The organism is Methylobacterium sp. A54F (assembly GCF_053346035.1).
The window spans coordinates 77,265-101,481 of record NZ_JBKFBF010000011.1 but is presented as its reverse complement, the minus strand read 5'-3'; the positions used below and the strand labels follow the sequence as shown (position 1 = coordinate 101,481).

Here is a 24,217-nt window from a genome sequence, read left to right as displayed (position 1 = left end):
CTCGTCCTTCACTTTCCGTCTCGCCCCCGGGCCAGGCGCAGAGAGGCTGCCGAGCTTCATCGAATGCGCGCCTTTCAGAAGCGGCACCGTTCAAGGCATGAGGCCACACGGTCGGGAATGCGCGTCCGGGCGGACCGTCGTCCTGACAAACGCCAGCCGGCTCGGACGTTCCCAACGGGTCGTTCACGGGCAATTGAGCGGCGCGCAATCCGGAACGCCGATCCGTCAGGCATGTTCTGGCCCGAGATGAACGACGAAGGACGACGAACCTTGCAAGCACCTGTCCGCTACAGCGCCGACGTCGAGGATGTGAAGCCCGACGAGGATCGGACCATCGAGCAGCTCAACGCAACCTTCGACACAATTCTGGAGACCGTCGCGAACGATTCCGGCCATGCGGTGCGCTCGGTCCACGCCAAGTCACACGGCATCCTGGAAGGCGTACTGCGCATCGACGCGGGGCTGCCTCCTGAACTTGCGCAAGGGCTGTTCGCGACGGCGGGCGAGCACAAGGTCTACCTGCGGATGTCGACCAATGCCGGCGACATCCTGCCCGATGCCGTCTCCCTGCCGCGGGGCCTCGCCATGAAGGTCCTGGACGTGTCCGGCGAGCGCCTGCCGGACGCGGAGGGAGCGACGCAGGATTTCGTTATGGTCAACGGCCCGGTTTTCCAGGCGCCGAACGCCGAGAAATTCCTCGGCAGCCTCAAGCTGCTGGCCAAGACCACCGACCGCATCGAGGGCGTGAAGGTCGCCGCCTCAATCGTGCTGAGCGGGGTCAACAAGGCGCTCACGGCGGTCGGCATCGAGAGCCCGACGCTGGGCTCGCTCGGTGGCGCGCCGAACGTCGATCCGCTCGGCGAGACCTACTACAGGGTCACCCCGTTCCGCTACGGCGACCACATCGCGAAGTTCTCGGTGGCGCCCGTGTCTCCCGCTCTCAGGGCGCTAACCGGCACCGAGGTCGACGCCTCCGGCCGCCCTGACGCGATCCGCGAGACCGTGCAGTCGGAGATGGCCGGAATCGAGGGGATCTGGGAGTTCCGGGTTCAGCTATGCCGCGACCTGGAGCGTCAGCCGGTCGAGGACCCGACGGTGGAGTGGAGGGAGGACGAAGCACCGTTCCAGCGGGTTGGGATTGTCCGGGTTCAGCCGCAGGACAGTTGGGACCCCGCCCGGGTCCAGGCGGTGGACGAGGAGATGCGCTTCAGCGTGTGGACCGGCCTCGCAGCGCACCGACCTCTCGGCAACATCAACCGCGCCCGCAACGCCCCCTACAGGCATTCGGCCGAGTTCCGCGAGCGGTTCAACCGCTGCCCGATCCACGAGCCGGGCGCGGTGAGCTGAAGCGACATCCTGAAATTGCAACTGCTGTAGGTATCGGGATCGGACGCGACGGCGATGTCTGCTTCATCGCTAATCCGCTCGAAGGCGGATCAGCGGAAATTCACCCCGAGCAGCCCTTCTGCTCCCGACCCAACCCAGCCGTTGGGCATGCCGGTTGCTCTTCTCCAAAGCAGTCCTTTGTCTCCGCGTTTGCAGCTGCAGATCGGGGCGTGCTTCTGCCAATCCGCAGCCGATCAGCGCAGCTACCGAAGAACACCTTGCTGGTCCGACCGGTCTTAATCGATTCTGTTGAAAAACTCGGGTGTTGCGACCTTAATCGTAAGGTGATTCACTCCTGTCGAGAGACGGGGATCGAAGCAGATGATGGGACCTCGGCAAGTCGAGCAGGGTGCTCTGTTCTACGAGTTTTCGCTCGACACACACGTCCCCGCCGACCATCTGCTGCGCGCCATCGAGCGCTTCGTTGACCTGTCGAGTCTACGGGCGCATCTGCAACCGTTCTACAGCTCGACGGGCCGGCCCTCGGTCGACCCCGAGCTGCTGATCCGCATGCTGCTCATCGGCTACTGCTTCGGCATCCGCTCCGAGCGCCGCCTCTGCGAGGAGGCTCACCTCGACCTCGCTTACCGCTGGTTCTGCCGGCTCGGGCTCGACAGCCGGGTGCCGGACCATTCGACCTTCTCCAAGAACCGCCATGGCCGCTTCCGCGACAGCGAACTGCTGCGGCGCCTGTTCGAGACCGTGCTCGCCCGCTGCATCGCCGAGGGGCTCGTGGGCGGAGAGGGCTTCGCGGTCGACGCCAGCCTGATCAAGGCCGATGCCAACCGGCAGAAGGGTGTCGAGGGTACGAACGGCCTGCCACTCGAGAGCGTCAGCCGCGCCGCCTGGGAGTACCTGGCCGTGCTCGACGACGCCGCGTTCGGAGCCGCGACGCCGGTCGTGCCTAAACTTGTTTCCCCCGCCGACCCCGCCGCGCGCTGGACCGGCGCGGACGGCGGGCTGGCCTACTTCGCCTACGCGGCCAACTACCTGATCGACCTCGACCACGCGGTCATCGTGGACGTCGAGCCGACCACCGCAATCCGGCAGGCCGAGGTCACGGCCGCCAAGCGCATGATCGTGCGCTCGCGCGAGCACTTCGGCCTCTACCCAGCCCGGCTCGCCGGCGACAGCGGTTACGGATCGGCCGCGATGCTAGGCTGGCTTGTCCACGAGCAGGGCATCGAGCCGCACATCCCCGTCTTCGACAAGTCCGAGCGCCGAGACGGTACCTTCAGCCGATCAGCCTTCACCTACGACCCTGGCGCTGATGCCTACACCTGCCCAGCCGGCAAGCAGTTGCGGCAACGTCAGAAGGTCTACAGGTCACCGCCCCCGCTCGTCGACGCAGACGGGATGCTGCGATACCGCGCGAGCAAGCACGACTGTGAAGCTTGCGCGCTGAAGCCACGATGCTGCCCCAACGCATCCGCCCGCAAGATTCCCCGCTCGATCCACGAGGGCGCCCGGCAGATGGCGCGCGACCTTTGCGCTTCGGAGGCGGGCCGTACCTCGCGGCGGGAGCGCAAGAAGGTGGAGATGCTGTTTGCTCACCTCAAGCGGATCCTGAAGCTCGATCGGCTTCAGTTGCGGGGGCCGGCCGGGGCCAGCGACGAGTTCCACCTTGCGGCCGCCGCCCAGAACCTGCGGAAGCTGGCCAAGCTGATCCCGCTGGGGCAGCCGAGACTAGAGGCTGTTACGGACCTGCTGGTGCGCCAGTTTCTGGGGGATGCAGTCCCGTCGCGCCTACCCGTCCGATGTCAGCGATGAAGAATGGGCCTTGGTCGCCCCTTACCTGACGCTTTTGCCCGAGACCGCCGCCCAGCGCGAGCACAGCCTGCGGGACGTGTTCAACGGGCTGCGCTACGTGGTGCGCTATGGCGTGGCTTGGCGTGCGATGCCTCACGACCTGCCGCCCTGGCACGCCGTGTACGATCAGGCCCAACGCTGGCTGCGGGCCGGCTGCTTCGAGAACCTGGTCCACGACCTGCGCGCCGTGTTGCGCCTAGCGGCAGGCCGGGCCGAGGAGCCCTCCGCTGTCGTGCTCGATAGCCGCACCTTGCGTTCGACGCCCGAGAGTGGCGCCCGCGCGGCTTGGGACGGACACAAGCGCACCCGTGGCTCGAAGCTGCACGCGGCCGTCGATACGCTCGGCCAAGTGCTGGCGCTGCACGTCACGCCCGCCAATGCCGATGACCGCGCTGCTGTAGCGGCGCTGGCCGACGCCGTGCAGGAGGCGACCGGTGACAGCGTCGACCTCGCCTAGGTCGACCAGGGCTACACAGGCGAGCGTGCGGCGAAGGCAGCGGCCGATCACGGCATCGCTCTGGAGGTCGTGAAGCTACCTGAGGCCAAGCGCGGCTTCGTCTTGCTCCCGCGACGGTGGGTGGTCGAGCGCGCCTTCGCCTGGATGGCCCGCTTCCGCCGCTTGGCCCGCGACTACGAGCGTCTACCTGCCACCTTGGCCGGATTGCACCTCGTCGCCTTCAGCGTCCTACTGCTCCGCAGGGCGGCCGACTTCGCAGCAGTTCGTAACAGCCTCTAGCCTGATCGGCCGGGGGAACCCCTCGGCCAACCCCCCCGATCAAACCTCGATCCAGGCCGACCGCGAGTTTTTCAACGAAATCAGGCGGAAGCAGTCGTAACGGCGGCCGTGCAGCTCTCGAAAGCAGGTGTTGCCAACGGCCAAACCAAGCAGTGTGCTACCTACCTCAGCTGCTCCGCGTCCGTTGTTGCGATCTCTAAATTGGACATCGATATGGAACACAAGTTTTGTGGATCGACGACGGGTCTTACCGTCCATTGAGGTTCCATCTCGTCCAATCTGTCCCCGCACTCAGGTGAAGTAACTGCTGGTGACCTGCTGGCGTGTGACGCCGTTCAACTCCACCGTGCCACCGCCCGAGAGTGTCAGCAGCGCGTTGCCGTCAGCGGCCGAACTCACACGATAGCTCTGTCCCTGCAAATCGATGCGGTCCCCCTCGCTCTGTCGGAACCCCAGGACCAAGTCGCGACCGGAGTTCCTGTCGAACACGTATCGGTCCGCCCCCGCACCGCCAGAGAGCATATCGTCGCCAAGATCTCCGTACAGGATGTCGTTGCCCTGATCACCGAAGAGCACGTCGTTGCCTTGGCCCCCGAACAACACATCGTCGCCTTGACCGCCGTAAAGCGTATCTGTGCTCTGGTTGCCGAACAGGATGTCATTGCCGAGATTGCCGAAAATCAGGTCAGCCCCGTCGCCGCCATAGGCCGTGTCCGAGCCCGAGACCGATTTTATGAGGTCGTTGTAGACGCTTCCCTGCACATTCTCTGAACTGTCCGTGCCGTTGATGAGATACTGATGATTCGGGTCCAGCCGGTATATGGTCACATCTTCCGGATTGGTGTGGAGCCAGTACTTGACGTCATGACCCCTGATGTAGTGGTTTGGGTTGTTTACGCCATCATCATTGTCGTAGACCGGCAAGAACCCTGTTTGGGTGAGCTCGCCGGTCACGGTCGTCGTGTGATGGCCCTCCGTATTCCAGACCATGCGTATGATATCGCCCGGCTGCGTGAGCGTAGACCAATCCTGAACCGGATTTGTGGATTGGGTGCCGCGATAGGCAATTCTCCAGAAGCCGCCCTCGACGTTCATGTCCGGATCGTTCGAATAATTGGCATAAGGCATCACTGCCCCGGCAGCGGCGGCCACGTTGTCCGCGATCCAGTTGCAGTTGTTCACGTTCGAAATCTGGGGATAGACGCTTGCAAAAAGCGCCGCGGACTGAACGATGTCGCTGGGGTTCAGAGCGTTGCTCATGAAATGGCTGCCCTGCACGGCGGGCTGCGACGTCCAGATGTTGTACGTGCGGTAGATCTGGCCTGCGCTCGCGCTTCCGGTCACCGGCACGCTGAAAGCCGCCGTGTTCATCATGCTGTTGCCGATGAACATCGTGATGCGGCCGATGTCGGCAGCCGAGACCGTCGTCGTTTCCGTCAGTCTCCTGCCGTCGAGGAGCCAATAGGAATCCAAGGCATTGCTGCCGGTGCCCCAATAGGATGTTTCGATTGTACCAGGGCCGCCGTTAGGCTGGTTCTGATGCAGCGTCGAGAGTTGATACTCGCTGAACCCTTGAGGTGCCTCAAGACCGAACGACTGCCTGAGCATCTGCGCCAGGGTTATGGTGGAACCTGGATTGCCGACGACCGCGGTCGGGAGCGAGTCTGGAATGAACTGCGAAGCCACGGATGCAGAGTTCGGTTGAGAGAGCATCGTTTGCGGTCCCGGCGAAACACAGTTTGAGGTTGTGCCCGAGAATTCTAAACAACAAGAAACAGTCCGTCCACCCATGCGGCCTCGTCTTTTAAAGCTTCCGTGCCGCAGCGGCCGTGTTGCTTGAGGTGTTGCCTCAGGAATCGTAGTTGCTGCTCGCTCCGAACGTCGCGCGCGCGGCGCCTCGTCGCTGCGCCTCCTCAGGGCGGCAGGCCAGGGTTCCTGCCGCAGGGGGACATTTCAGCTCTCTACCTCTCGCTCGGGCAGCGCCAAGTAGATCAAGACTCCCAGCACACTCATGGCGAACCGAAACGCGGCCTCCTGACCGTTCCAGGTCTTCGACAGAAACATCGAAAACCATTCGCCGCCGATGCCCAGGAAGCCGCCCTGCCAGACCAGGAAGCCGATGCTGAGGCCTGCGATGGCGGGGGCCTTCGCCTGCGCAAAGCGTGCCGCTGGGGCACTCAGCCGAACGACCATCAGCGCGACGCCAAGACATGACAGCAACGCTGCCAACATCTCACCTGTGACGATGAACATGAATGCCGCCCGCTGCAGCATGGAGTTTTGGATAGCGCGATCTTGAATCTGCGCGCCGGATTCGACCGTATCCATCGACAGAACGTGACGCAGGAATTCGTAGTTCGAGTCTGGATTGACGATATTGTTATACGCGGAGAGGGCGCATGTGAGCGCGACAGCAGCAACCAGTATGATCTTTGACAGGCGAAGGACGGTCATTGCATGCGGGCCCGTGGCAGGTGTGAGGCGATGATCGACGTCGATACGCCTATCTCAGATTGATGCCCAACTCACCTCAGTTCCTTGGTCCATTCCTTTGTCAATCCGAGGACTGATGCGCTGCGACCGCTGCAGGTTTCCGGCTCAGTCAACTCAGCCAAAGGCGATGCTACCGCATAGATTGGCGATCGATGGGCACAGAAAGGCATAGATAGGCCTGAATAAATAACGTCAGCTGGACTGGCCCTAAATAAAAAGCCATATATCGGCTGATGGATTACGGCCTTGAACCGAGCGCAAAGTTGATTTTGCACCTTCCGTTTGAGAAGCGGTGGAGTCAGCCTGTTCCTTCACGTTCAGGCGGCTGCGGAACCCCTTGAGGGTGTCCGACCTCTCTCGCGGGCTTTGCGTCGCGAGGCCGCGTTTCGGGGGGCCCGCCGAGCGCGACACCAAACTGTCTGCAGCGCTTGCCGAATTTCGTTGCCCATGCTCGGATTTAATCCCCATCGCGACGTGTGAGCCGACACGTCGCGGCGGAAAGCCGTACCCCATCTCCTTCTCATGCAAGTCGAAGCGGACCGGGTCAGCCGGACGCTTTGCAGGAAAGAGATTGAGGAAGACCATGAAGATCCGTTCCGCCGCCATGCTCGCTACCATCGTCCTCGGTGTTGCCGCCCCGACGGCATCCGCGCTAGCGTTCACCTACGATGCCCCGCGCGGGCGCTACATGGCGATCAGCCCCTACGAGCTCGACGCCCCCGGCGGCTTCGGCGCCTTCGAGAACCGCAACCCCGCGACCTGCCGCATGAGCTCAGCCGCCGAGGGGAACGCCAACCAGCAGAACTTCCCGGTCAAGCAGTACGGCCAGACCGCTGGCGGCAACCGCTGCTGATCGGCGGGCCCGATGAAGGTGTTCAACTACGTCATGATCGGGATATTCGCCTGCGGCGTGGCAGCCGTCGCCATCGGCTCTGGCTGGCGGCTGCTCGGTCCTTGAGGCACGGAAGGTGGCGCGGAGGCACTGCTTCGCGCATGAACATCGGATCCGGCGGCCCTGCGGAAGGCGCGCCCGGACAAGCGGCCGCCCATCACCGGTCGGCCGTCCCTCCATCGTCTCTATGGACGGAACATACGACGCAGGCCCTTCGGGTTCGGGCGCGCGGCGTGCTTGATCCGCGGCCGCGCGACCGAACAAATGGGGCATGGCCCGAAAGCGTAACTACCTGACGACCGACATCCTGGCCGATACCCTGCATCGGCTCGGCATCGGAGCGCCTGAGGTCGATCGCGAGGCCCTGCGCCTTCGCATGGGCTTGCCCGAGCATGACGGTTTCGTCGAGGACGAGGCGGTCGCAGCCGCTCTCCGGAATGGCGACGCACGACGCGCCTTCGCCGAGACGGGCGTCGCTGCCCTTCGTTCAACCATCCCGGCGCTGCGGTCCGAGCCTGGGCGCGACTGCGACCTCGTTTGGCGGTTGCGGGTGAGCCTCCCGCTCCTGAACGACGGCCGCCTCGATCTCTGGCTCGACGTTCCGCCCGGCGAGGCGGCGGCGGAGATCTTGGAGGAGATGGCGTTGGGCAACGACCCGGCCCGACGCTTGGACGACCTGCGCGCGGCTCTTGCCGCGACCGCCGGACAGCGCGAAGGCACGTTGCGCCGGACGGTCGCCCGGCTGTGGTGATGATGACCGCGCCCGTGATGCTCGCCGTCGTCAATTTGCTCGTCCTGCCTGCCCTGCAGGTGCAGGTGGCCCTCGCGCTCCTCGGCGTTCGGCTCGTGTTCTGTCTCCTGACGCTGCCCGTCGAACTCGACGCGAGCTTCCGCCGGGCCCTGCCAATCCTGGAGACGGGCCGTTTCCTCGACGCCGGCGACATGCTCGGCGCCCGCACCGTCCTGCGCGCCGCGGCCCTCACCTACGTCGCCTCGTCCCTCGTGGCGCTCGTGAACATCGCCCGCCTCCGGCGACTCCTTCCGTTCTGAAACCTGCAAGGCGCCGCCGAATTCCTGCTCTGCTCCCTAACCCCGCCTTGATCGGGAGGGGGTCGCGCCGGCTTTCGCCCCGATGGTCAGGCTGTCCGGCTTGCCAGGACTTTGTCGATCCGGCGTCCGTCCATGTCGACAACCTCGAAGCGCCACCCGCCAGTCTCGAAGGCATCACCCGCAGTCGGGATCCGACCCAACTGGAAGATCATGTACCCGGCCAATGTGTAGAATTCGTCCGAGACCGGATCCTCGGATAAGGCAAGCCGCTCGAACGCCTCGCGGGCCGACATCATGCCGTCGATCAGGAGTAAGCCGTCCGGACGCTCGACGACGTCGGGCTCCTCACCCACTTCCGGGATGTCACCCGCGATGGCCTCCAGCAGGTCAGTCTGCGTGACGATGCCCTCCAGGCTGCCGTACTCGTCGACGACCACGGCCATCCGCATCGGCTGGCTCTGAAAGGTCTCCAGCACCGCCAGGATGGTCATGCTCTCGTGCACGACGATAGGCGGCTGAGTGGCGGCGGCGATGTCGATGGCCCTGCCATCGAGCACTTGGTCGAGCAGGTCTTGCTTGCGCACCACGCCGACAAGTTCGTCCACCGCGCCTCGGCTGACCACGACCTGGGCGTGGTCGAACGCGCGCATGGCTCTGAGAACCGCGTCGGTCGGGTCGTCGGCGTCGACCCATTCGACCTCGTGGCGCGGGGTCATGATGTCCCGGACTTTGCGCTCGCCGATGGCGAAGATGCGCTCCACCGCTTCCTGCTGCACCTCGCGGATCAGGCCCGCCTCCTGGCTTGCCTGGATGAGCAGGTTGAGTTCGGCCGTGGAGTGAAGCGAACCCTCGCCGTGCCCAGGCTTGAGGCCGAACACACGCAGCACACCGTTACCGAGCCCGTTCAGCAACAGGATCGCCGGCCGGAACAGGAGCAGAAACAGGCCCAGCGGCCGGACGACCGCGAGAGCGGTGCGCTCGCTCCGCTGCAGGGCCAGGCTTTTGGGGGCCAGTTCACCGAGCACGATGTGCAGGGCGGTGATGATCGAGAAGGCGATCACGATCGCGACCGTGTGGGATGCGACAGTCCCCAAGCCCAGTGGCAGCCAATCCAGCGCCGGCTCGATTAGGTGCGCGAGGGCCGGCTCGCCGATCCAGCCGAGTGCCAGGGAGGACAGGGTGATGCCGAACTGGGTTGCGGCCAGATAGGCGTCGAGCCGATCCGTCGCCCGCTGGAGGGCTGTCGCGTTCGTCCGCCGTTCGGCGACCAACTCGGCAACGCGGCTGCGGCGCACCGAGACCAGAGCAAACTCGGCCGCCACGAAGAACCCGTTGGCGAACACCAGGATCAGGACCGCGAACAGTCCCAGCGCCGTCGACCACGCATCGTCGGAAATGGACGTGACCCTTCTCGAATGGACGCCCCGGCCTACCAGCTCGGACGGTCCGGTGCCAAACACGTGCGGTCAGCGACCTCGACAGGGTGATGCTGGATGCGAAGCGGCAGGCTGGATCTGGCCGAAAGTCGCCGGTCCGCTTCGGAGGTGGCCGGACGGAAAAGCGGACGGCCTCCTACCGGCCCACAATAACCGCTCCGCACAGCCACGAGTGCCAACCGAAAGCAGACAAATCTGGCTCGGGCCGGGTGAGTCCGCCCAAGCCGCCCCGAAAACTCGGTGAGACGAAACGGCGGGATAAGCACCATCCCTACCTCTTCACCGTAAAACAGAAGTGCGAGGCGCCACGGGTCTATGCCGTTCTGACATCACCGCCAGAGGAAGCTTTGGCGGCAGTTCAAAGCATGGCAGTCGAGGGGGCGGCGGTTGAGATCGCTGGGCAGTTGACGAGCCGCATGGCACGCGCATTGAAACTACGGCCGGGCGAGTTCCGGTTGAGCTAACCGATACGCCTACGCCTGGGACACAGCCATGCTCACACAATCGATCATCGGAATGGCCCGGCGCCGCTGGCAGGCTGAGCGGCCATTTGAGGGGCACACCAAAGAAAGCCTCATCCGCAAAATCCAGAGTTCCGCGATCCGGGAGGACGTGAAGGAGCAGATCCGACGCGAGCTGCAGTTCCGCGATCAGCGTGGGCTTTGGAGCTGAGCCCCCCTGGCATTGCGTAAGCTACCGTCGCTTCAGCCGAAGCTCGCCGATCCGTATGTTCGAACGGTATAATCGCCAAAGAAAAAGCCTACGCCGATGCCGGTAACGCTGGCACTCTTGTCAACGACCAGCGGTCCGTCCTTCATGACGTAGATGTCCGGCCGCAGGTTGACCACGACATTCTTGATGATGTGCAGCCCACCGCAGTAGGTGCCCAGGTTGAGATCCCATGTCGTGCTAACCACGCTGCTAGAGCATTTTCCATCTACTCCGGTTCGTATCCCGCGGCGGCGAAGTAGTTGGCGCACTCGGCTGGCGTGAAGGCGTCGAGGAGATCGCCGACCACCATCCAGAGCCGATCGACCGTGCGCTCGGCTGCCTTGCGCAGCAGCGACTTGAGCTTGGCGAAGGCCATCTCGATGGGGTTGAAGTCGGGCGAGTAGGGCGGCAGGAACTGGAGCCGTGCTCCGCGTGCTTCGATGGCCGCCTGGATCGCTGCGCCCTTATGAGCGGGCAGGTTGTCGAGGATGACCACGTCGCCGGGCGTGAGAGTCGGGGCGAGCACCTGCTCGACGTAGGCGAGGAACCAGTCTCGCGTCATCGGTCCGTCGAGGACCATCGGTGCGCTCATCCCCGTCAGGCGCAGGCCCGCCACGAAGGTGGTCGTGAGCCAATGGCCATGCGGGATGCCCGAGCGCAGGCGCTGACCGCGGGCGCAGCGTCCGCGCAGGCGCGCCATGCGCGTGGACAGGCCGGTCTCGTCGATGAAGATCAGGCGCTCGGGATCGAGGTCGGGCTGAGCCTCGAACCACGCCGTGCGCGCGGCCGCCACGTCGGGACGATCCTGCTCGGTCGCGTGCGCCGACCTTTTTTCCACGTCACGCCTTGGCGCGCGAAGAACCGCCACAGCGTGCCCAACCCGGCCGACACGCTGCGCTCGGCACGCAGACGCTCCTGCATCTGGGCGAGCGTGATGTCGTCCTTCTCGTCGATCAGCGCGAGCAGGAAGGCGGCGTGGGCATCAAGCTTGGAGCCGGGTGGGCGGCCCTGGGGCTGCGCCCGCGTCTCTCCCGTCGTCGTCGCGTGCGCGGCCCAGCGGATCACCGTGGCGATGCCGACCCGATAGCGCAGGGCCGCAGCCCGGCGTGACACACCCGCGCTCACAGCGTCCAGGACGCGAACACGCAGATCGTGACTGTAGGCGCGGGCCATGGCGACCTCCCTGACAGAGCCTCAGGGATCAACGCTCGCCCTGCCACAACGACTCACAGATCGTGGAAAACGCTCTAGCTTGTGAGCCTTCCCATTCGCGCTGTAACAGCAGCGCATAAACGGAAGCCATCGGCGAACCTTCAATTCGGAAATAGAAGCCGACGAGCGGCGTCTGGTCGGCGAAGTTGGTGAACTCGCAGTAGAGCGTCGGCGCTCCCGGCGACGGTGAGGGCTGCACGCGATTGGTCGATACCATACTTGAGCCCCGTGACGGGGTAGGAATGGTTGCAGACCGGTCGAACCGAACGAGAGCTGCAACCGCGAGTCCAGTCAAAGCTGTAGCAGCGATGACCGAGGCGCCGAGCGTTCGTATCATGATAGGTCTCGACGACCGAACGATTCACCTTGCGCCGGCAAGCGCGGCATGCCGGAGTAGCTCGATGTCAATGGGTCGCAGATCGCAGACTATTCTTCATTCTGCCCTGGCTGGGCATGCAAAGAGATGCAAGTGCGCACCATGTCGCTCAACGTCAATTCCTTCGTGTCGCCGATATTCGCCGTTTCCTCTAAGCATTTCATGAAGTAGCGGTCGTCTAGATCCGGATCCAGCGTGCGCATCGTGTTGCCCATGCGGTTCGAGAAATCGATCTTATCGGCCGCGGGGGCGCCGGACCATAGCGAGGCCCGATCGTCCATCTTCAGTCGCGCCCAGGCCGGCGACGATATAAGAACAGCATAAGAGCAGAAGATCAGTAGCGCACACCGCATATTGCTTTTTCCTCGCTGGAAGCGCGACAATGTAAGCGCTGCGCTTGGTTTAATGGCGTCAATTCGACACCTTGCGCCGCCGGATCGTCAATCCATGAATGATCTCTGCGACGAAGTGCCGTTGGTGGCTGTCTGCTACCCCCTGGTTGGCAAGGCTTGAAGCATCAGAAGTACAACTCAGATGAAGAGCATCTCGACATCGGCGCTTGTCAGCGAGCGCAACAGCTGCACGCGTCAGTACGGACAATATACGATAGACAGCCTGAACAATAAGCTTTGCTGTCCAAACGTCAGAGAGTCGATAAAGGACTACATCCGTGCGGAACTGCAGTCACGAATCAGGGTAAAGCGACGACGTATCAATTCCCCATGACAAAATTTTGATAGTCGCTAAACCAGAGTTCGTCTGTAATGACTCTGCGGACTGCCGTTCGGATCGATGGGGTTCGAAGGTTGTGAAGCATGCTGTCATCGCTGTAGCCAGCGAAGGGCCGCTCCGACTTCCATCGGTTACGGACGATCGCGGGCATCGAAGGCTTTGTAGTAGGCTTCCCTATCCACCTATGGTTCGAAGTCGTCCTGTCGTGCTGCCTTATGATTTTGTGCGTCATGGCGGGCATCCGCAGAAATCCCTGTCTGATCACTGACGAAGATGCTCAAACATGAGATCCAGCCACCCCTCGCAGCTCAGAAACCCGCCGCCGGCCCTTATCGGTTCTTAGTCCTGGTGGTGCGGGAGTCCTGGGTAGCGTTGCCATCCTCGGTTGGATTGGCCCCGGGTATGGACGAGTTCGGCGTCGACCCAGTCGTTTCACCAGAACGCATCTTGTCGGTCTCTTTAGATGGCAAGGCACTGTTACTCGGGGGCTTGGCCTGATCCTGAGCCGAGGCTGATCCGGCGAAAGCGACGCATAGCGTCGCTGCGAGGATGATGGGGGTGGCTCGCATGCGTCCTGCTCCTTTTGTCGTTTGGGTAGAACCGCCCCATCCCTCACTTGTTCATTTTCTTAGGCGCAATTGCGCAAAGATGTTTCATATTATTATAAATTATTATCAAAATAAATTAACAGATTTGCTATTTGAATGGTTTCGTATACATGCGTCCTGCGAGCCCAGCGGCCTTCATCAAGATCAATCACCCCCCTCGCGGTAATTGACTGCATAAATTTCGCTGATCCTGAGAAATTGATCTGGGCGTTAGCGTTAGGGATCGCCTGTGCGCACCTGCAAGGAAGGCTTCCGCAATTCATGGCCCGAACTGCCTCCATCCTGTACCTGTTCGCACTGACGATCGGCCTGTCCGATGCTCGCGCTCAGAGCGTCGACGATGGATCGGACAGGATCATTGGGCAGGCGGCCACTCGCACCGTCATCGCGTTAATCGCTCGGCACCTGAACAGCCCCGATGCTAAGATTACCGCACTGCGCCGGAGTACGGGCTCGTTCGTCTGTGGCTCCGTCAACGTTAAGAACCGCGACGACCTTTACAGCGGTGAACGCGGCTTCGTGATCGACCTTTCTGATGCTAGTTTTGGTCGGGTTCCCGACGGCCCGGAACTCCTGACCTTTAGGCCGGGCGAGGCGTATCAAGAAATGGAGCGCGTGCGGCAATTATATTTCAAGATATGTTTAGACTGATTTGTGGTGCGTTAGAATAAACTTCAAAGTTTTTGAGCCATTTCAGAAAGTCGGCCATTGCAAAAATCCTTATCAAATGAACGATTATGTGATCGTCGGGTGCAAATTACAAATATTTGCGACTTACACTCGGATTATTTAGGTTTTCATGAGCTAAGACACCGGATGTAGCGGCATTAAGGGAAGCATTTTGCAATTATTTACTTGAATAAATTCGCGATCGGTAAATAAAAATAACAATCGTCACGAAGTTACCGAGCGCAAATCTCTCAGCTTGGCTCCGGACAAGCGAGGTAAGGAAGCTGACAGGCGGGAACGAATTCTAACAAGCTATAGCACATCTATAGGGCCGAGAGGACGGGGAACCGGTCCGCTTCGACTTTCGGCAGGAGATGCATGACCGAGCGCGCATACTCGTAGCGGGCGACCGCGATCTGATCCGCCCAGACCGGCAGGGGACGCGCCATGATCTCCGTGACGTCGAGCCCCTGCTCGAAACCAGCTTCGATCGCGGCGTCGACGGCGTCCAGCCAGGCGAGCGTCTGATCGATGCCGCGGCGCCCGACCTCCGCCGGACCATGCCCCGGAACGAGCAAGCGAGCCGGGACGTCGGCGACCGTTCGCAGGGCGGCGCGCCAGCGCGGCAGATCTGCATCGGGCGTGGTGGCAGCGCGGTCGAGAAAGACGAGGTCGCCCGGGAACAGCAGGCCGGAGGATTCCTCGAATAGGCAGAGATCCTCCCGGGTGTGCCCGGAGAGGCGCAGCAGGCGGAAGCGCCGGCCCCCTACCTCCTCAACGCCTGCCTGTGCCTCGACCGCGGGCTTGGGCACGCCAGTTCCCCGCATCCAGTCCCCCGCGACCCGGTACATCCCGCTCGCGAGGTCGTTGCCGAACCGCGCGAGGTCGGCCCGCAAGCCAGGTCCCGCCCAGAGCACAGCGTCCGGAAAGGCTGTGGCGCCGAGGCTGTGGTCGGCGTGGAAATGCGTGAGATAGACGCGGACGACCGGCTTGCCGGTGAGGTCCCGCGCCAGGGTGTCGAGAGCCGTGCCGTAGCGATGCGAGGGGCCCGCATCGATGAGGACGCAACCCTCGCGCGTGTCGAGCATGGTGACGTTGGCGATGGCACCGCCATTCTCGGCGGTGATTGCTTCCTGGACGCCGTAGATCGTCCAGACGCCCTCGGCGATCCGGACGGGATTAAGGACATAGTAGCGCGGGGCCGCCGCCACGGGAATCGGGCCGCAGGCCGCCGCGGCAGCCGAGAGCGCGAGGGCAAGGCCGGTGCGGCGCGTGAGATCGCGGGATCGTTGTTGTGCCATCACGGCCTCCCTTCCGCTTGCGCGGCTCGTGCGTCCGCCGGAGGCACCAGGGCCCGGGCGCGGAAGTCGTTGCCAGCCGTGTTGCGCGCGGCGACGGTCAGAGCCCTGGCCCCACGCCCCGAAAGCAACAGCGTCAATGTTGGATCGTCGGCGATCGCTTCGGAGAGGGTGAGGCCGGCGAGATGGCGGCCAGAGTCGTCCGAGATCGCCAGGGTCTCGACGATAAAGAGCGGTACGTTGGCGATCATTCCGTTATCCATCGGGTGGGTCATGCGCAGGCGCAGCCGAAGATTGTCGCCCTCGTCCCAGACCCTGCCGCGCATCCGGCCGAGATTCTTCCAGTCCACCTTCTTCTCGACCACGGGCGGAACGGAGCAGCCGCCACCGGCCGCGTCGAGGTAGCGCCCACCGACATGCCAAAGCCCATCCAGGCGCGCGGCGGCGCGGATCGGCGTGCCCTGCTCGATCTTCATGCGGAAGGCGACGAAGGCCTGCGCGGCGGCGGGGGCGAGGCGCAGGGTAAGGGGGAACGGATTGAGATCGGCGATGACGAGGAGTTCCTCGACCGAGCCGAGCGCCCGGGCATCGACCGTGACGGGCACCTGCGTCTGGTCCTCGGTGACCGGGGGCAGCGCGACGGTGACGCGGTCGTCGAAGATCGCTGGCAGGCCGCCGAGATAGCGCTCGGCCATGCTTGCCCACAGGGGCGAGCCGAGGGGATCGCGCGTAGTGCTGGCGTTCGGCTGCGGCTGGCCGGCGGTGGTGCGGATGAGGCGCGGTGCGGCGGGGTTCGGCGCTGGCATGGCTCGGCCTCAGGGCGTGGCGGCAAGGGGCGGGACCGGGGGCGGCTCGGCCGGTACGAGCGGGCGGTCGGCCTCGCTCCACCCGTCCGTGCCCTCGGCGAACCAGTAGACGCGCCGGTAGCCGAGATCGGCGGCCCGGCGCACGGCGTTCCAGGACATCCAGCAATCGGCCATGCAGAAGAAAACGAGCGGATGGTCACGGTCGCCGCCGCTCAACCGGTCGAGCCAGGTCGCGAGGTAGGCGGACAGGCGCGGCTCGATCGTGCCGCGGCCGGTCTCGGGCAGCCAGACCGCGCCCGGAATGGTCTCCCGGCGGTCGACCGCCCGCCAGGCGCCGCTGCCCGGGTCGAAGCCGCCGCGCTGGGGCATCACGTCGATCAGCGCCGCGCCCGCGGCCCGGAGGCGGTCGACGTCCGGCAACTCGACCCGAGTGCCGCCGATCACCGCACGGGTCACCGGCGCGCGATAGTTGCGCAGGCGCAAGCCGGTCCGGAGATCCATGTCGGATGGGTCCTGCGCGGCGGCTCCGGTCTGCTCGGCCCGTGCGGGCGCAGGGCCGAGGACGAGGAGGGCGAGGAGCAGGGCAGTCCTCACGGTCTGCGTCCCAGCATACGCCGCAGCGTGTCGTCCCGGTCGACGAAGTGGTGCTTCAGGGCAGCCGCCACGTGGAGCGCGACGAGCCCCACGAGCATCAGCGCGAGCCCGTCGTGCAGCGCAGCCGCGCCCGCGTAGAGCATCTCGGGCCGCGTCGCGAAGGGCTGCGGAATCAGGAGGACGCCGAACACCGAGAGGGCGCGCGGATAGGCGAGCGAGCGCGCGATGCCCGAGAGCGGCATCAGCAGCGTCGCGGCGATCAGTGCGGCGTGCACGGTGCGGGCGGCGAGGCGCTCCCACGGGGCGTGCCGCGCGGATGAGGCCGGCATGCCCTCGCGCCAGCGCCAGAGGGCGCGCACGACGATCAGCACGAGCAGGACGACCCCCACGGACTTGTGCAGGCGAATGGCCATTCCCCGGACCGCGCCCTCGGGCAGCTCCTGTAGCCGGAACCCATAGGCCAGCATGCCCAGGATCCCGAGTGCGACGGTCCAATGCAGCAATCGCGTCGGAAGGCTCAGGCGGCCGGGCGGCGGGTCGGCGATCACCGCTGCAGCGCCCGCAGGTGCGGGAACTCGCGCTTGGCCGTGAGGATGCGGCAATCGCGGTCGTCCTCCGTGTTCGGGCAGCGGATCTCGACGCCGTCCGGGTAGTGGCTGAGATTCTCGCAGGTCGCGAGGAAGCGGCTCGTACCGTCCGCCAGCGCGTCGGCCTGCAGGGCGCTCACGGTGCATTCCGTCCGCAGCATCAGCAGGCGCCGCACCTGGTACTCCTTGATGCCCTCGGCTCCGGCCGGGCCCGAGGCCGCGACGCCCGCGAGCAGGAGCAGCGCCGCGCGCACCATGACCGCAGCCGGTCCCGCTCACTTCGCCTGGTTCTCGACGTAGGTCCGGATCGCCCAGATCGCCTCCTGGCTAAGGATCCCCTCGAAGGGCGGCATCCGGTAGCGGTCGTCCTTCTTCGCGCCGTGCAGGACGCGGGTGATGAACCAGCCGTCACCGGCCTCCCCTGCCTCGACCTCGCGCAGATCCGGCGCCATGCCGCCCGACTTCGCGTCGAGCCCGTGGCAGCGTGCGCAGTTCTGGTTGTAGCCGTTGGCGCCGATTTCGATGGCCCGCGCGTTGCCCTCGTAGGGGTTCGCGGTGCGGATGTCGTCGCCGAGCGCCGGCAGACCCGTAGTATCAACGGGCTGCGGCGCCGCGTCGCCGTGAGCGAGGGCTTCGAGCGACGGCGGGAGGACGAGCGGGAGCGCGAGCGCGAGCGTTCTCAGGAGCTTGATCATGGAAACATCGGCCTGTGCGGGAGGGACGGCGTCAGCGCGCGGGATCGAGCCAGACGCGCCAGGTTTCGGAGCCGCTGACCTGAAGCGAGTAGGTGCCAGGCGTCTCGATGACGTAGGTGGCGCTGCCGCCACCCCCGATGTGCAGGTTCTGCACGATGCCACCCTGCGCGTCCTTGAGGTACATGACGAAGATCGGGCCGTCGCTTTCGTAGCGCAGCACGGTCGGGCCCTGCACCGCGAACGGCTCGGTCTGCGCGGTGAGGCGACCCTGGAAGCGGGGCGGCGCGAGGATCCCGGCGAGCCGGTCGTAGCAGCGCAGGCGCTCGCCCTCCTCGGCCACGGCCCTGCACCTGGCGAAGGCAGGGCGGACACTGCCCTCTGCGGGCTCCATGGCCCATGCGTCCTGCGACCCGAGGCCGGCGACCGCGAGGCCCAGCAGGCAGCGCCATCTCACTGATCCGCACCGGCTGCGGCGGGAGGCTCCGCTTCCGGGTAGGTCTCCCAGACCGGCTTGCCGTGCTGCCAATGCTCCGGACAACCCCTGCAGCCCTTCATCCAGGCATCCTGGAAGATTGCGAAGCGGATCTTGGCGCCGTCCATCAGGGCGTCGGCCAGGTTGGCCTCGTAGAACTTGGTCTCCTGCAGGTCGGTGTCGACGAATTTCGCGCCGACGAACTGCGCCCGCTTGGCCTGGACCATCTCCAGGTCGGCGACCGTGAAATCGGCTCCGCTAAAATCGGCGCCGGCGGCCCGGGCGTGGTCGAGGTTCGCACCGACGAACGATGCGCCGCGCGCCCTCAGGCCCTGTAGAAAGGCGATCTGCAGGCGGGCCCCGCCGAGGTTGGCGCGATCGAGGACGGCGCCGCGCAGGTTCGAGCCGCGCAGGTCTGCCCTGGCGAGGTTGGCGCCCGTGAGGTCGGCACCCCCGAGGTCGGCGTTCTTCAGATCGGCGTGGCGCAGGTCGGCCCCCGGACAGGACGTCTTCGGGGCGATGGTGCAGCCATTGATTACCCAGGGGTCGGGACGCTCCTCCCGGTTGACGATCACCGTCTGGGCCGCCGCGCCGGGCGGGCCGCCGAGGCATGCGGTGAGGAGGGCCGCGAGGGTGCCGGACAGGAAGAGCCCGGAAAGAGCGCGCGCAGCAGGAGCCGGCATCGGACGGGTCTCGGTTGTGGTGGTGGGGACGAGCGGGCCCAAGCCCGGGCCCGCTCGCAGGGCGCTGCCTCAGGCTCTCACTGGGCGGAGGCGGTGTCGGTCGGCACCTCGAACACCCAGAACGAGCCGCCCTGGCTGACGAGCTTGGTCTGGTCGGCCATATCGCCGCCCCACAGCGGCACCGCGCCGCCGTAGCCCGAGGCGATGCCGATGTACTGTTTGCCGCCGTCCTCCCAGGTCATCGGCACCGAGACCACGCCGGACCCGGTCTGGAAGGCCCAGAGCTCCCTGCCGGACTTCGCATCGAAGGCCTTCACGTAGCCGTCGGAGGTGCCCTGAAAGACGAGGCCGCCCTTCGTGGTCATGCTGCCGCCCCACAGCGGCATGTGCTCCAGGTGCTCCCACACGATCTTGCCGGTCTTCGGATCGATCGCCCGCAGCGCGCCGACGTGGGTGTCGAACTTGCGGTGGATCCGGAAGCCCTGACCGAGATAGGCGGAGCCCGCCTTGTAGGTCACGTTCTCGGTCCAGTAGTCCTCTGTCCAGTCGTTCGACGGGATGTAGAAAAGGCCTGTCTGCTGGCTGTAGGACATCGGGCTCCAGTTCTTACCGCCGAGGAAGTTCGGTGTCACGACGATGGACTTGCCCTTGCTCTGTCCGGCCTCGGGGGCCGGCGGCCGCTGGCCCTCGTTCTCGATCGGCCGGCCGGTCTTGAGGTCGTAGCCCTTGGCCCAGGTGATGTCCTTCACGAACGGATAGGCGGCGATCAGCGCCTCGGGCTTATTGATCTTGCCGTCGCGCGCCGTGAGCTTGTCGATGTCCGTCAGGATGAAGAAGCCATTGCGGTCGGCGTGGGCGCCGGCACGGATCTTCTTACCGTCCTTCTCAAGGTCGAACAGGATGATCTCGTTGTTGCCCGAGTAGTCCCAGGCGTCGTTGGGGGTGTGTTGGAAGAAGCCCACCGGCTCGCCGTTCGAGGGGTCTATGTAGACCTGGCCCGAGGTGAAGAGGCTGTCGCCGGGCGAGCGGTAATGGTGATTCCAGGGCGCCGGGTTGCCGGTGCCGATGATGAAGGTGTTGGTTTTCTCGTCGTAGACACCGGTCTGCCAGGGAGCGCCGCCGCCGTGGTTCCAGGCCTCGACCTTCTTGCCGTCCTTGTCCGGCCAGGAGGGGGCCTTGGCGTCGCCCGTGGGCGTCGAGTCTTTGCCGTTCAGGCGACCCATGTGGCCCTCGACCATGGGCCGCATCCAGATCTCCTCGCCGGTCTCGGGATCGCGGGCGTAGAGCTTGCCCAGTGCGCCGAACTCGTCGCCCGAGTTGCCGTGGATCAGGAGAACCTTGCCGGTCTTCTGGTCCTTGATGATGTTCGGCGCGCCGGTGTAGGCGTAGCCGGCGCCGTGATCATCGAACTTCTTGTTCCAAACCACTTTGCCGGTCTTCGCGTCGAGAGCGACCATCGAGGCGTCGAGGGTGCCGAAGTAGATTTTGTTGCCGTAGATTGCAGCACCTCGGCTCACGACGTCGCAGCAGGGGCGTATGTCGTCGGGCAGGCGGGCAGCGTAAGACCAGATCTTCTTCCCCGTCTTTGCGTCGAGTGCGAAGATGCGCGAGTAGGATGCGGTGATGTAGATGATGCCGTCGTGGACGAGAGCCTGGCCCTCCTGGCCACGTTGCTTCTCGTCGCCGAACGAGAACGACCACTTCGGCTTCAACAGGCCGACATTATCGGTATTGATCTTATCGAGCGATGAGTATCTCTGAGCCTTTACGCCCATACCATACATCAGCACATCGTTGTTGGTCTGCTGATCATTAAGGATGTCCTCCCAGGCAACCGGCTTTGGCTCGTTCGCATCCTTGGAGGCGGCCTGGCTGGACAATGCCAGCGTCAAGGCCAGCAGGGACGATGCCGTTGCGAGGAGGTGCCGGCGTGGAGATGCCGTCGCTGTCGGATGTGCCATGCGTCTCTCCCTATCGATCCGGTTTTGCTGATGGACCGCGTTGTTGCGAGAGGCGCGATTGCGGGCAGACGACCTCTCATGACGAACTATGAGTGGAAACATGATCGAAGCCGACATGGACCTTGGTACAATTGAAATATTATTTTCTTATTATTTTAGATTTTATCATGTATTCAGTGCCTAATCATCCGGGTTAATTACAGCAAATGCCATAAGAATTATATTTGACTCGACTTTATTGACGACTGCAATTGGCCCTGGAAGTCTCATGGCGCTACCGTGTGCACCCGAGGGCCAGCCGTGCGCCTTTTACTCGTCGACGACCATGCTTTGTTTCGGGATGCGATCCGCTGCGTCCTCCAAATGGGCTTGCCGGCAGCCTCGATCGAGGAGGCTGCTTCAATCGAAGATGCCGCACGTGCGCTCGCACGCCGACCAGACACCGATCTTATCCTCCTCGACCTTTCGATGAATGGCATCCGGGGCTTCGAGGGCTACTTCAGCATTCGGGCCCGTCACCCGCGGATCCCGATCTTGATCTGCTCCGGCCTGGATGATGCGCGGATCATTCGCGAGGCGCTCGCGCTCGGGGCAGCGGGTTTCGTGCCAAAGACGTCGAGCCGGACAGTCTACCTAGAGGCGGTAGCCCTGGCGCTCACGGGCGATATTTTTGTACCCGACACGGTGCGCGCAAGACTGTTCGCCGACCCGCGCACGGCCTCGCCCGCCTTTGCACGAATGTCGACGCTCTCGCACGCGCAAATGAACGTCTTGATTCTACTTAAGCAGGGCCTCAGCAATAGAGAGATCGCCGCGAGCCTTGGCATTGGTATGTCGATGGTAAAGACGCACGCGACCGAGATCATGCGCAAACTCGGAGTCCACAGCCGGACCCAAGCGGTCATCTTCGCATCCGCTCTGGATTTTGAACGCATCGGCGCGAGCTGCTGACTTCTAAGTAATAATTGCGTCCGTCAGGGGCGCCAGAGACGTACTGTCGCCGCACTCCGTCCAACTTAAACATGGCGCGTAGCCGCTTTTGGCTGAGTGGTGCGGGCAGGCCGCGACGGGGTCGTGAGATCGTCATCGACATCACCCAGAGCTGGGCCGGCGAGGACGAGCACGACAGCAAGATCTCGCCTATTGATCTCTCGGTGGAGCGTGCAGACAACCACCTGATGGCAGCCCACGAGGCACTATTGGAGGCCGAGGATCCGCACCTGCAACTCCTGGCCGAGGTGCTATTGCTAAAGATCGGCCGCAAGCTGGCGCGGCCAGCCGAGGCCGAGCAGGGCAAGTTTACGAAGTGATGATCTGGATGCCTCTTTAAAGCAGTAGTCTGCTTCCTGAAATTCAGGGCGACGATTCGAATGACCGGAATGGGCGCGCTGCTGTCGGGCTGCATTTGAAGCCCCGCAGCACTGAAGCCGAGGGGCCAAACGCTCAAATCTCAGTTCCTTCGGCCAGGGTCAGAGCATCCTCGACGTCGACGCCGAGGTACCTGACCGTGCTCTCGATCTTGGTATGGCCGAGCAGGATCTGCACGGCACGCAGGTTGCCGGTCCGCTTGTAGATCAACGACGCCTTCGTGCGACGAAGGGAATGGGTTCCGTAGTCCTCGCTGCGCAGCCCGATGCCCGTGACCCACTCATCGACCAAGCGCGCATACTGTCTGGTGCTGATGTGAGTGACGCCGTCGAGCCGGCTCGGGAAGGCATAGTCGTTGAGCGCTCCACCCCTTGCCTCCAGCCATGCAAGGATGCTGGTACGGGCGGGTTCGAGCAATTCGAATTGCACCGGCCGGCCAGTCTTACGCTGGATCACGATGGCGTGGCTACGGACGCGACCACCGCTGACAAGATCGCCAATCTTGAGCTTGACGATGTCGCAGCCGCGCAGCTTGCTGTCGATGGCGAGGTCGAACATCGCCCGGTCGCGCGTGCGCCGTTCGCGGTCGAGCCAGAACCGGATGGCCCAGACCTGCTGAGGTTTGAGGGCGCGCTTGGCGCCGAGCTTGCGGCCGGCGTTCCAGGCCGGCCGTCCTTTGGTGGCCGGATCATACGCGGAGTGTTCCATTTTCTGTCTCCATGCCGGCCCACGCCGACAAGGCGAAGAGACACCCGAACCGATGGCCCTGAGATGAGGGCAAGCATATGCGGACGTTCCGCAGGCGATCCGACGCAGTCACTCGTGCGCGGCCGTGCGGATCCCGAAAGCGGACCCATGTTTAGCTGCCACTATGGCGGTGATGCGCCCATATCAGCCATTCAATGGCCGTTGCCGGCATCCCAGAAGCGGACAACGCCTCAGGCCGGATGATAAGGCCCGGATGCGCCATGTGCCGCCCCCTGGGCCGACAGGCGCAGAACTGGCGCTTGCGGCCATGTTCAAACCTTCGGCGTAAGTCCTACCGGCAGCGTAGCCTTTCAGGCGGTGCTACCTTACAGACAGCGTCGCCAGCCTTGTCGGAGTGGCACCGCCCACGATCAGCGCCACGGCTGCGCGGAACTTGCCAGACACATCGATGTACCGCAGCAAGCGGATGCGGTCGGTATCCAGCCATACCAGTGCAACAGCTTCCCAGGTTGTGGGACGGGGCCTTGGTTATCTTCTCCTGGTTCCTGCAGGAACCGAGGACCGAGCGGCCACCCTGATTTGTAACAATCGCTCCCATCAACCGCGGTCGCTGCTATGCTGGCCTTGGAATCAGCCAACCGTGCTCGTCCCTGTAGGGAGAAAACAATGCTCAAAACGCTCATCCCGGGCGCTCTGCTCGCCGCCATTCTGGTCGCGCCAGCCTCAGCCGTTCCGCTGGCCGTGTTTCCCGTGCCCGATACCAACGTCATGCAGATCTACGGCGGCTGTGGGCCCTACGGCCATCGCGGTCCTTACGGTGGCTGTCGCCCAGGCGGGCAGAGAGGGGGCTACTTCGGTCGCGCCTGCCCACGCGGCTTCCACCTTGGCCGGGGTGGCCGACGGTGCTGGCCTAACTGACCAAGGCAAGCGCACCT

Annotated in this window: 27 protein-coding genes and 2 pseudogenes; 11 read left to right on the top strand and 18 right to left on the bottom strand. The window is 64.2% G+C overall.

Annotated features, from left to right (window positions below):
* The first annotated feature begins 231 nt into the window (after positions 1–231).
* From ACLBXP_RS18370 to ACLBXP_RS18360, 3 genes and pseudogenes are all read left to right on the top strand, one after another.
* On the top strand, positions 232–1,347 hold the full coding sequence (locus tag ACLBXP_RS18370; RefSeq protein ID WP_447669193.1) for a catalase family protein: 1,116 nt from the start codon (positions 232–234) through the stop codon (positions 1,345–1,347).
* Positions 1,348–1,707: 360 nt separating this feature from the next.
* Positions 1,708–3,066 (top strand): annotated as a pseudogene (locus ACLBXP_RS18365) (IS1182 family transposase); the annotation flags it as partial.
* Between the two features lie 49 nt (positions 3,067–3,115).
* Positions 3,116–3,931: pseudogene (locus ACLBXP_RS18360) on the top strand (IS5 family transposase).
* Between the two features lie 291 nt (positions 3,932–4,222).
* Here the strand turns inward: ACLBXP_RS18360 and ACLBXP_RS18355 are convergent.
* From ACLBXP_RS18355 to ACLBXP_RS18345, 3 genes are all read right to left on the bottom strand, one after another.
* Positions 4,223–5,617, bottom strand: a complete 1,395-nt coding sequence (locus ACLBXP_RS18355) for a calcium-binding protein (protein ID WP_447669192.1) — start codon at positions 5,615–5,617, stop codon at positions 4,223–4,225.
* Between the two features lie 267 nt (positions 5,618–5,884).
* The gene (locus tag ACLBXP_RS18350) at positions 5,885–6,385 is read right to left on the bottom strand and encodes a DUF2165 family protein (RefSeq protein ID WP_447669191.1); all 501 of its coding nucleotides are present in this window, start codon (positions 6,383–6,385) and stop codon (positions 5,885–5,887) included.
* 246 nt (positions 6,386–6,631) lie between these two features.
* Positions 6,632–7,009 carry a hypothetical protein gene (locus ACLBXP_RS18345; RefSeq protein WP_447669190.1) on the bottom strand — a complete coding sequence of 126 codons (378 nt, stop codon included), beginning with the start codon at positions 7,007–7,009 and terminating at the stop codon, positions 6,632–6,634.
* Here ACLBXP_RS18345 and ACLBXP_RS18340 point away from each other — a divergent pair.
* The 3 genes from ACLBXP_RS18340 to ACLBXP_RS18330 all read left to right on the top strand — a co-directional run bounded on the left by ACLBXP_RS18340 (position 7,008) and on the right by ACLBXP_RS18330 (position 8,366).
* Positions 7,008–7,277: a hypothetical protein gene (locus ACLBXP_RS18340; protein ID WP_447669189.1), complete on the top strand. Its 270-nt coding sequence runs from the start codon at positions 7,008–7,010 to the stop codon at positions 7,275–7,277. The genes ACLBXP_RS18345 and ACLBXP_RS18340 overlap by 2 nt on opposite strands.
* Positions 7,278–7,587: 310 nt before the next feature.
* Entirely contained in the window at positions 7,588–8,067 is a 480-nt protein-coding gene (locus tag ACLBXP_RS18335) for a hypothetical protein (RefSeq protein WP_447669188.1), read from the top strand.
* The gene (locus tag ACLBXP_RS18330) at positions 8,067–8,366 is read left to right on the top strand and encodes a zinc metallopeptidase (protein WP_447669187.1); all 300 of its coding nucleotides are present in this window, start codon (positions 8,067–8,069) and stop codon (positions 8,364–8,366) included. The genes ACLBXP_RS18335 and ACLBXP_RS18330 overlap by 1 nt, the downstream gene beginning before the upstream one ends.
* Before the next feature lie 86 nt (positions 8,367–8,452).
* On the opposite strand, the gene ACLBXP_RS18325 is transcribed toward ACLBXP_RS18330, so the two are convergent.
* Complete coding sequence (locus tag ACLBXP_RS18325; protein ID WP_447669283.1) at positions 8,453–9,718, bottom strand: hemolysin family protein; 1,266 nt, start codon at positions 9,716–9,718, stop codon at positions 8,453–8,455.
* A 576-nt stretch (positions 9,719–10,294) separates the two neighbouring features.
* Between ACLBXP_RS18325 and ACLBXP_RS18320 the strand changes: the two genes are divergently transcribed.
* Positions 10,295–10,474, top strand: coding sequence for a hypothetical protein (locus ACLBXP_RS18320; RefSeq protein ID WP_447669186.1), 180 nt, complete (start codon positions 10,295–10,297; stop codon positions 10,472–10,474).
* Positions 10,475–10,506: 32 nt separating this feature from the next.
* Here the strand turns inward: ACLBXP_RS18320 and ACLBXP_RS18315 are convergent, their stop codons facing one another.
* The 4 genes from ACLBXP_RS18315 to ACLBXP_RS18300 form a co-directional block, all read right to left on the bottom strand.
* The gene (locus ACLBXP_RS18315) at positions 10,507–10,719 is read right to left on the bottom strand and encodes a hypothetical protein (protein ID WP_447669185.1); all 213 of its coding nucleotides are present in this window, start codon (positions 10,717–10,719) and stop codon (positions 10,507–10,509) included.
* Between the two features lie 20 nt (positions 10,720–10,739).
* A protein-coding gene (locus tag ACLBXP_RS18310) for an IS630 family transposase (RefSeq protein ID WP_447669184.1) occupies positions 10,740–11,686 on the bottom strand; the annotation gives its coding sequence in 2 pieces (ribosomal slippage) (positions 10,740–11,341 and positions 11,341–11,686; 948 coding nt in all).
* 28 nt (positions 11,687–11,714) lie between these two features.
* Positions 11,715–11,942, bottom strand: a complete 228-nt coding sequence (locus ACLBXP_RS18305) for a hypothetical protein (protein WP_447669183.1) — start codon at positions 11,940–11,942, stop codon at positions 11,715–11,717.
* 209 nt (positions 11,943–12,151) lie between these two features.
* Complete coding sequence (locus ACLBXP_RS18300; protein ID WP_447669182.1) at positions 12,152–12,382, bottom strand: hypothetical protein; 231 nt, start codon at positions 12,380–12,382, stop codon at positions 12,152–12,154.
* Between the two features lie 1,320 nt (positions 12,383–13,702).
* Between ACLBXP_RS18300 and ACLBXP_RS18295 the strand changes: the two genes are divergently transcribed.
* The gene (locus ACLBXP_RS18295; protein ID WP_447669181.1) at positions 13,703–14,092 is read left to right on the top strand and encodes a hypothetical protein; all 390 of its coding nucleotides are present in this window, start codon (positions 13,703–13,705) and stop codon (positions 14,090–14,092) included.
* A gap of 341 nt (positions 14,093–14,433) precedes the next feature.
* Here ACLBXP_RS18295 and ACLBXP_RS18290 read toward each other — a convergent pair whose 3' ends face one another.
* From ACLBXP_RS18290 to ACLBXP_RS18250, 9 genes are all read right to left on the bottom strand, one after another.
* Entirely contained in the window at positions 14,434–15,411 is a 978-nt protein-coding gene (locus ACLBXP_RS18290; RefSeq protein ID WP_447669180.1) for a quinoprotein relay system zinc metallohydrolase 1, read from the bottom strand.
* The gene (locus ACLBXP_RS18285; protein WP_447669179.1) at positions 15,411–16,214 is read right to left on the bottom strand and encodes a quinoprotein dehydrogenase-associated SoxYZ-like carrier; all 804 of its coding nucleotides are present in this window, start codon (positions 16,212–16,214) and stop codon (positions 15,411–15,413) included. The genes ACLBXP_RS18290 and ACLBXP_RS18285 overlap by 1 nt, the downstream gene beginning before the upstream one ends.
* A 9-nt stretch (positions 16,215–16,223) precedes the next feature.
* Positions 16,224–16,808 (bottom strand): rhodanese-like domain-containing protein, encoded by a 585-nt coding sequence (locus ACLBXP_RS18280; protein WP_447669178.1) that lies wholly within the window; start codon positions 16,806–16,808, stop codon positions 16,224–16,226.
* Positions 16,805–17,356: a cytochrome b gene (locus ACLBXP_RS18275; protein WP_447669177.1), complete on the bottom strand. Its 552-nt coding sequence runs from the start codon at positions 17,354–17,356 to the stop codon at positions 16,805–16,807. The genes ACLBXP_RS18280 and ACLBXP_RS18275 overlap by 4 nt, the downstream gene beginning before the upstream one ends.
* Positions 17,353–17,652, bottom strand: a complete 300-nt coding sequence (locus ACLBXP_RS18270) for a hypothetical protein (protein ID WP_447669176.1) — start codon at positions 17,650–17,652, stop codon at positions 17,353–17,355. Before ACLBXP_RS18270 ends, ACLBXP_RS18275 begins: the two co-directional genes overlap by 4 nt.
* Before the next feature lie 18 nt (positions 17,653–17,670).
* The gene (pedF, locus tag ACLBXP_RS18265) at positions 17,671–18,090 is read right to left on the bottom strand and encodes a cytochrome c-550 PedF (protein WP_447669175.1); all 420 of its coding nucleotides are present in this window, start codon (positions 18,088–18,090) and stop codon (positions 17,671–17,673) included.
* 31 nt (positions 18,091–18,121) lie between these two features.
* Positions 18,122–18,430: a hypothetical protein gene (locus ACLBXP_RS18260; protein WP_447669174.1), complete on the bottom strand. Its 309-nt coding sequence runs from the start codon at positions 18,428–18,430 to the stop codon at positions 18,122–18,124.
* A gap of 110 nt (positions 18,431–18,540) precedes the next feature.
* Positions 18,541–19,245, bottom strand: coding sequence for a pentapeptide repeat-containing protein (locus ACLBXP_RS18255; RefSeq protein WP_447669173.1), 705 nt, complete (start codon positions 19,243–19,245; stop codon positions 18,541–18,543).
* A 77-nt stretch (positions 19,246–19,322) separates the two neighbouring features.
* Positions 19,323–21,206 (bottom strand): methanol/ethanol family PQQ-dependent dehydrogenase, encoded by a 1,884-nt coding sequence (locus ACLBXP_RS18250; protein ID WP_447669172.1) that lies wholly within the window; start codon positions 21,204–21,206, stop codon positions 19,323–19,325.
* A 300-nt stretch (positions 21,207–21,506) separates the two neighbouring features.
* Between ACLBXP_RS18250 and ACLBXP_RS18245 the strand changes: the two genes are divergently transcribed.
* Together ACLBXP_RS18245 and ACLBXP_RS18240 are read left to right on the top strand one after the other, a co-directional pair.
* A complete protein-coding gene (locus ACLBXP_RS18245; protein WP_447669171.1) occupies positions 21,507–22,157 on the top strand; it encodes a response regulator in 651 nt (216 codons plus the stop codon).
* Positions 22,158–22,228: 71 nt separating this feature from the next.
* Positions 22,229–22,516 carry a hypothetical protein gene (locus ACLBXP_RS18240; RefSeq protein WP_447669170.1) on the top strand — a complete coding sequence of 96 codons (288 nt, stop codon included), beginning with the start codon at positions 22,229–22,231 and terminating at the stop codon, positions 22,514–22,516.
* Between the two features lie 133 nt (positions 22,517–22,649).
* Here ACLBXP_RS18240 and ACLBXP_RS18235 read toward each other — a convergent pair whose 3' ends face one another.
* Positions 22,650–23,282 carry a tyrosine-type recombinase/integrase gene (locus ACLBXP_RS18235; protein ID WP_447669169.1) on the bottom strand — a complete coding sequence of 211 codons (633 nt, stop codon included), beginning with the start codon at positions 23,280–23,282 and terminating at the stop codon, positions 22,650–22,652.
* Positions 23,283–23,948: 666 nt separating this feature from the next.
* Between ACLBXP_RS18235 and ACLBXP_RS18230 the strand changes: the two genes are divergently transcribed.
* Positions 23,949–24,200, top strand: coding sequence for a GCG_CRPN prefix-to-repeats domain-containing protein (locus tag ACLBXP_RS18230; RefSeq protein WP_447669168.1), 252 nt, complete (start codon positions 23,949–23,951; stop codon positions 24,198–24,200).
* Positions 24,201–24,217 lie beyond the last annotated feature (17 nt).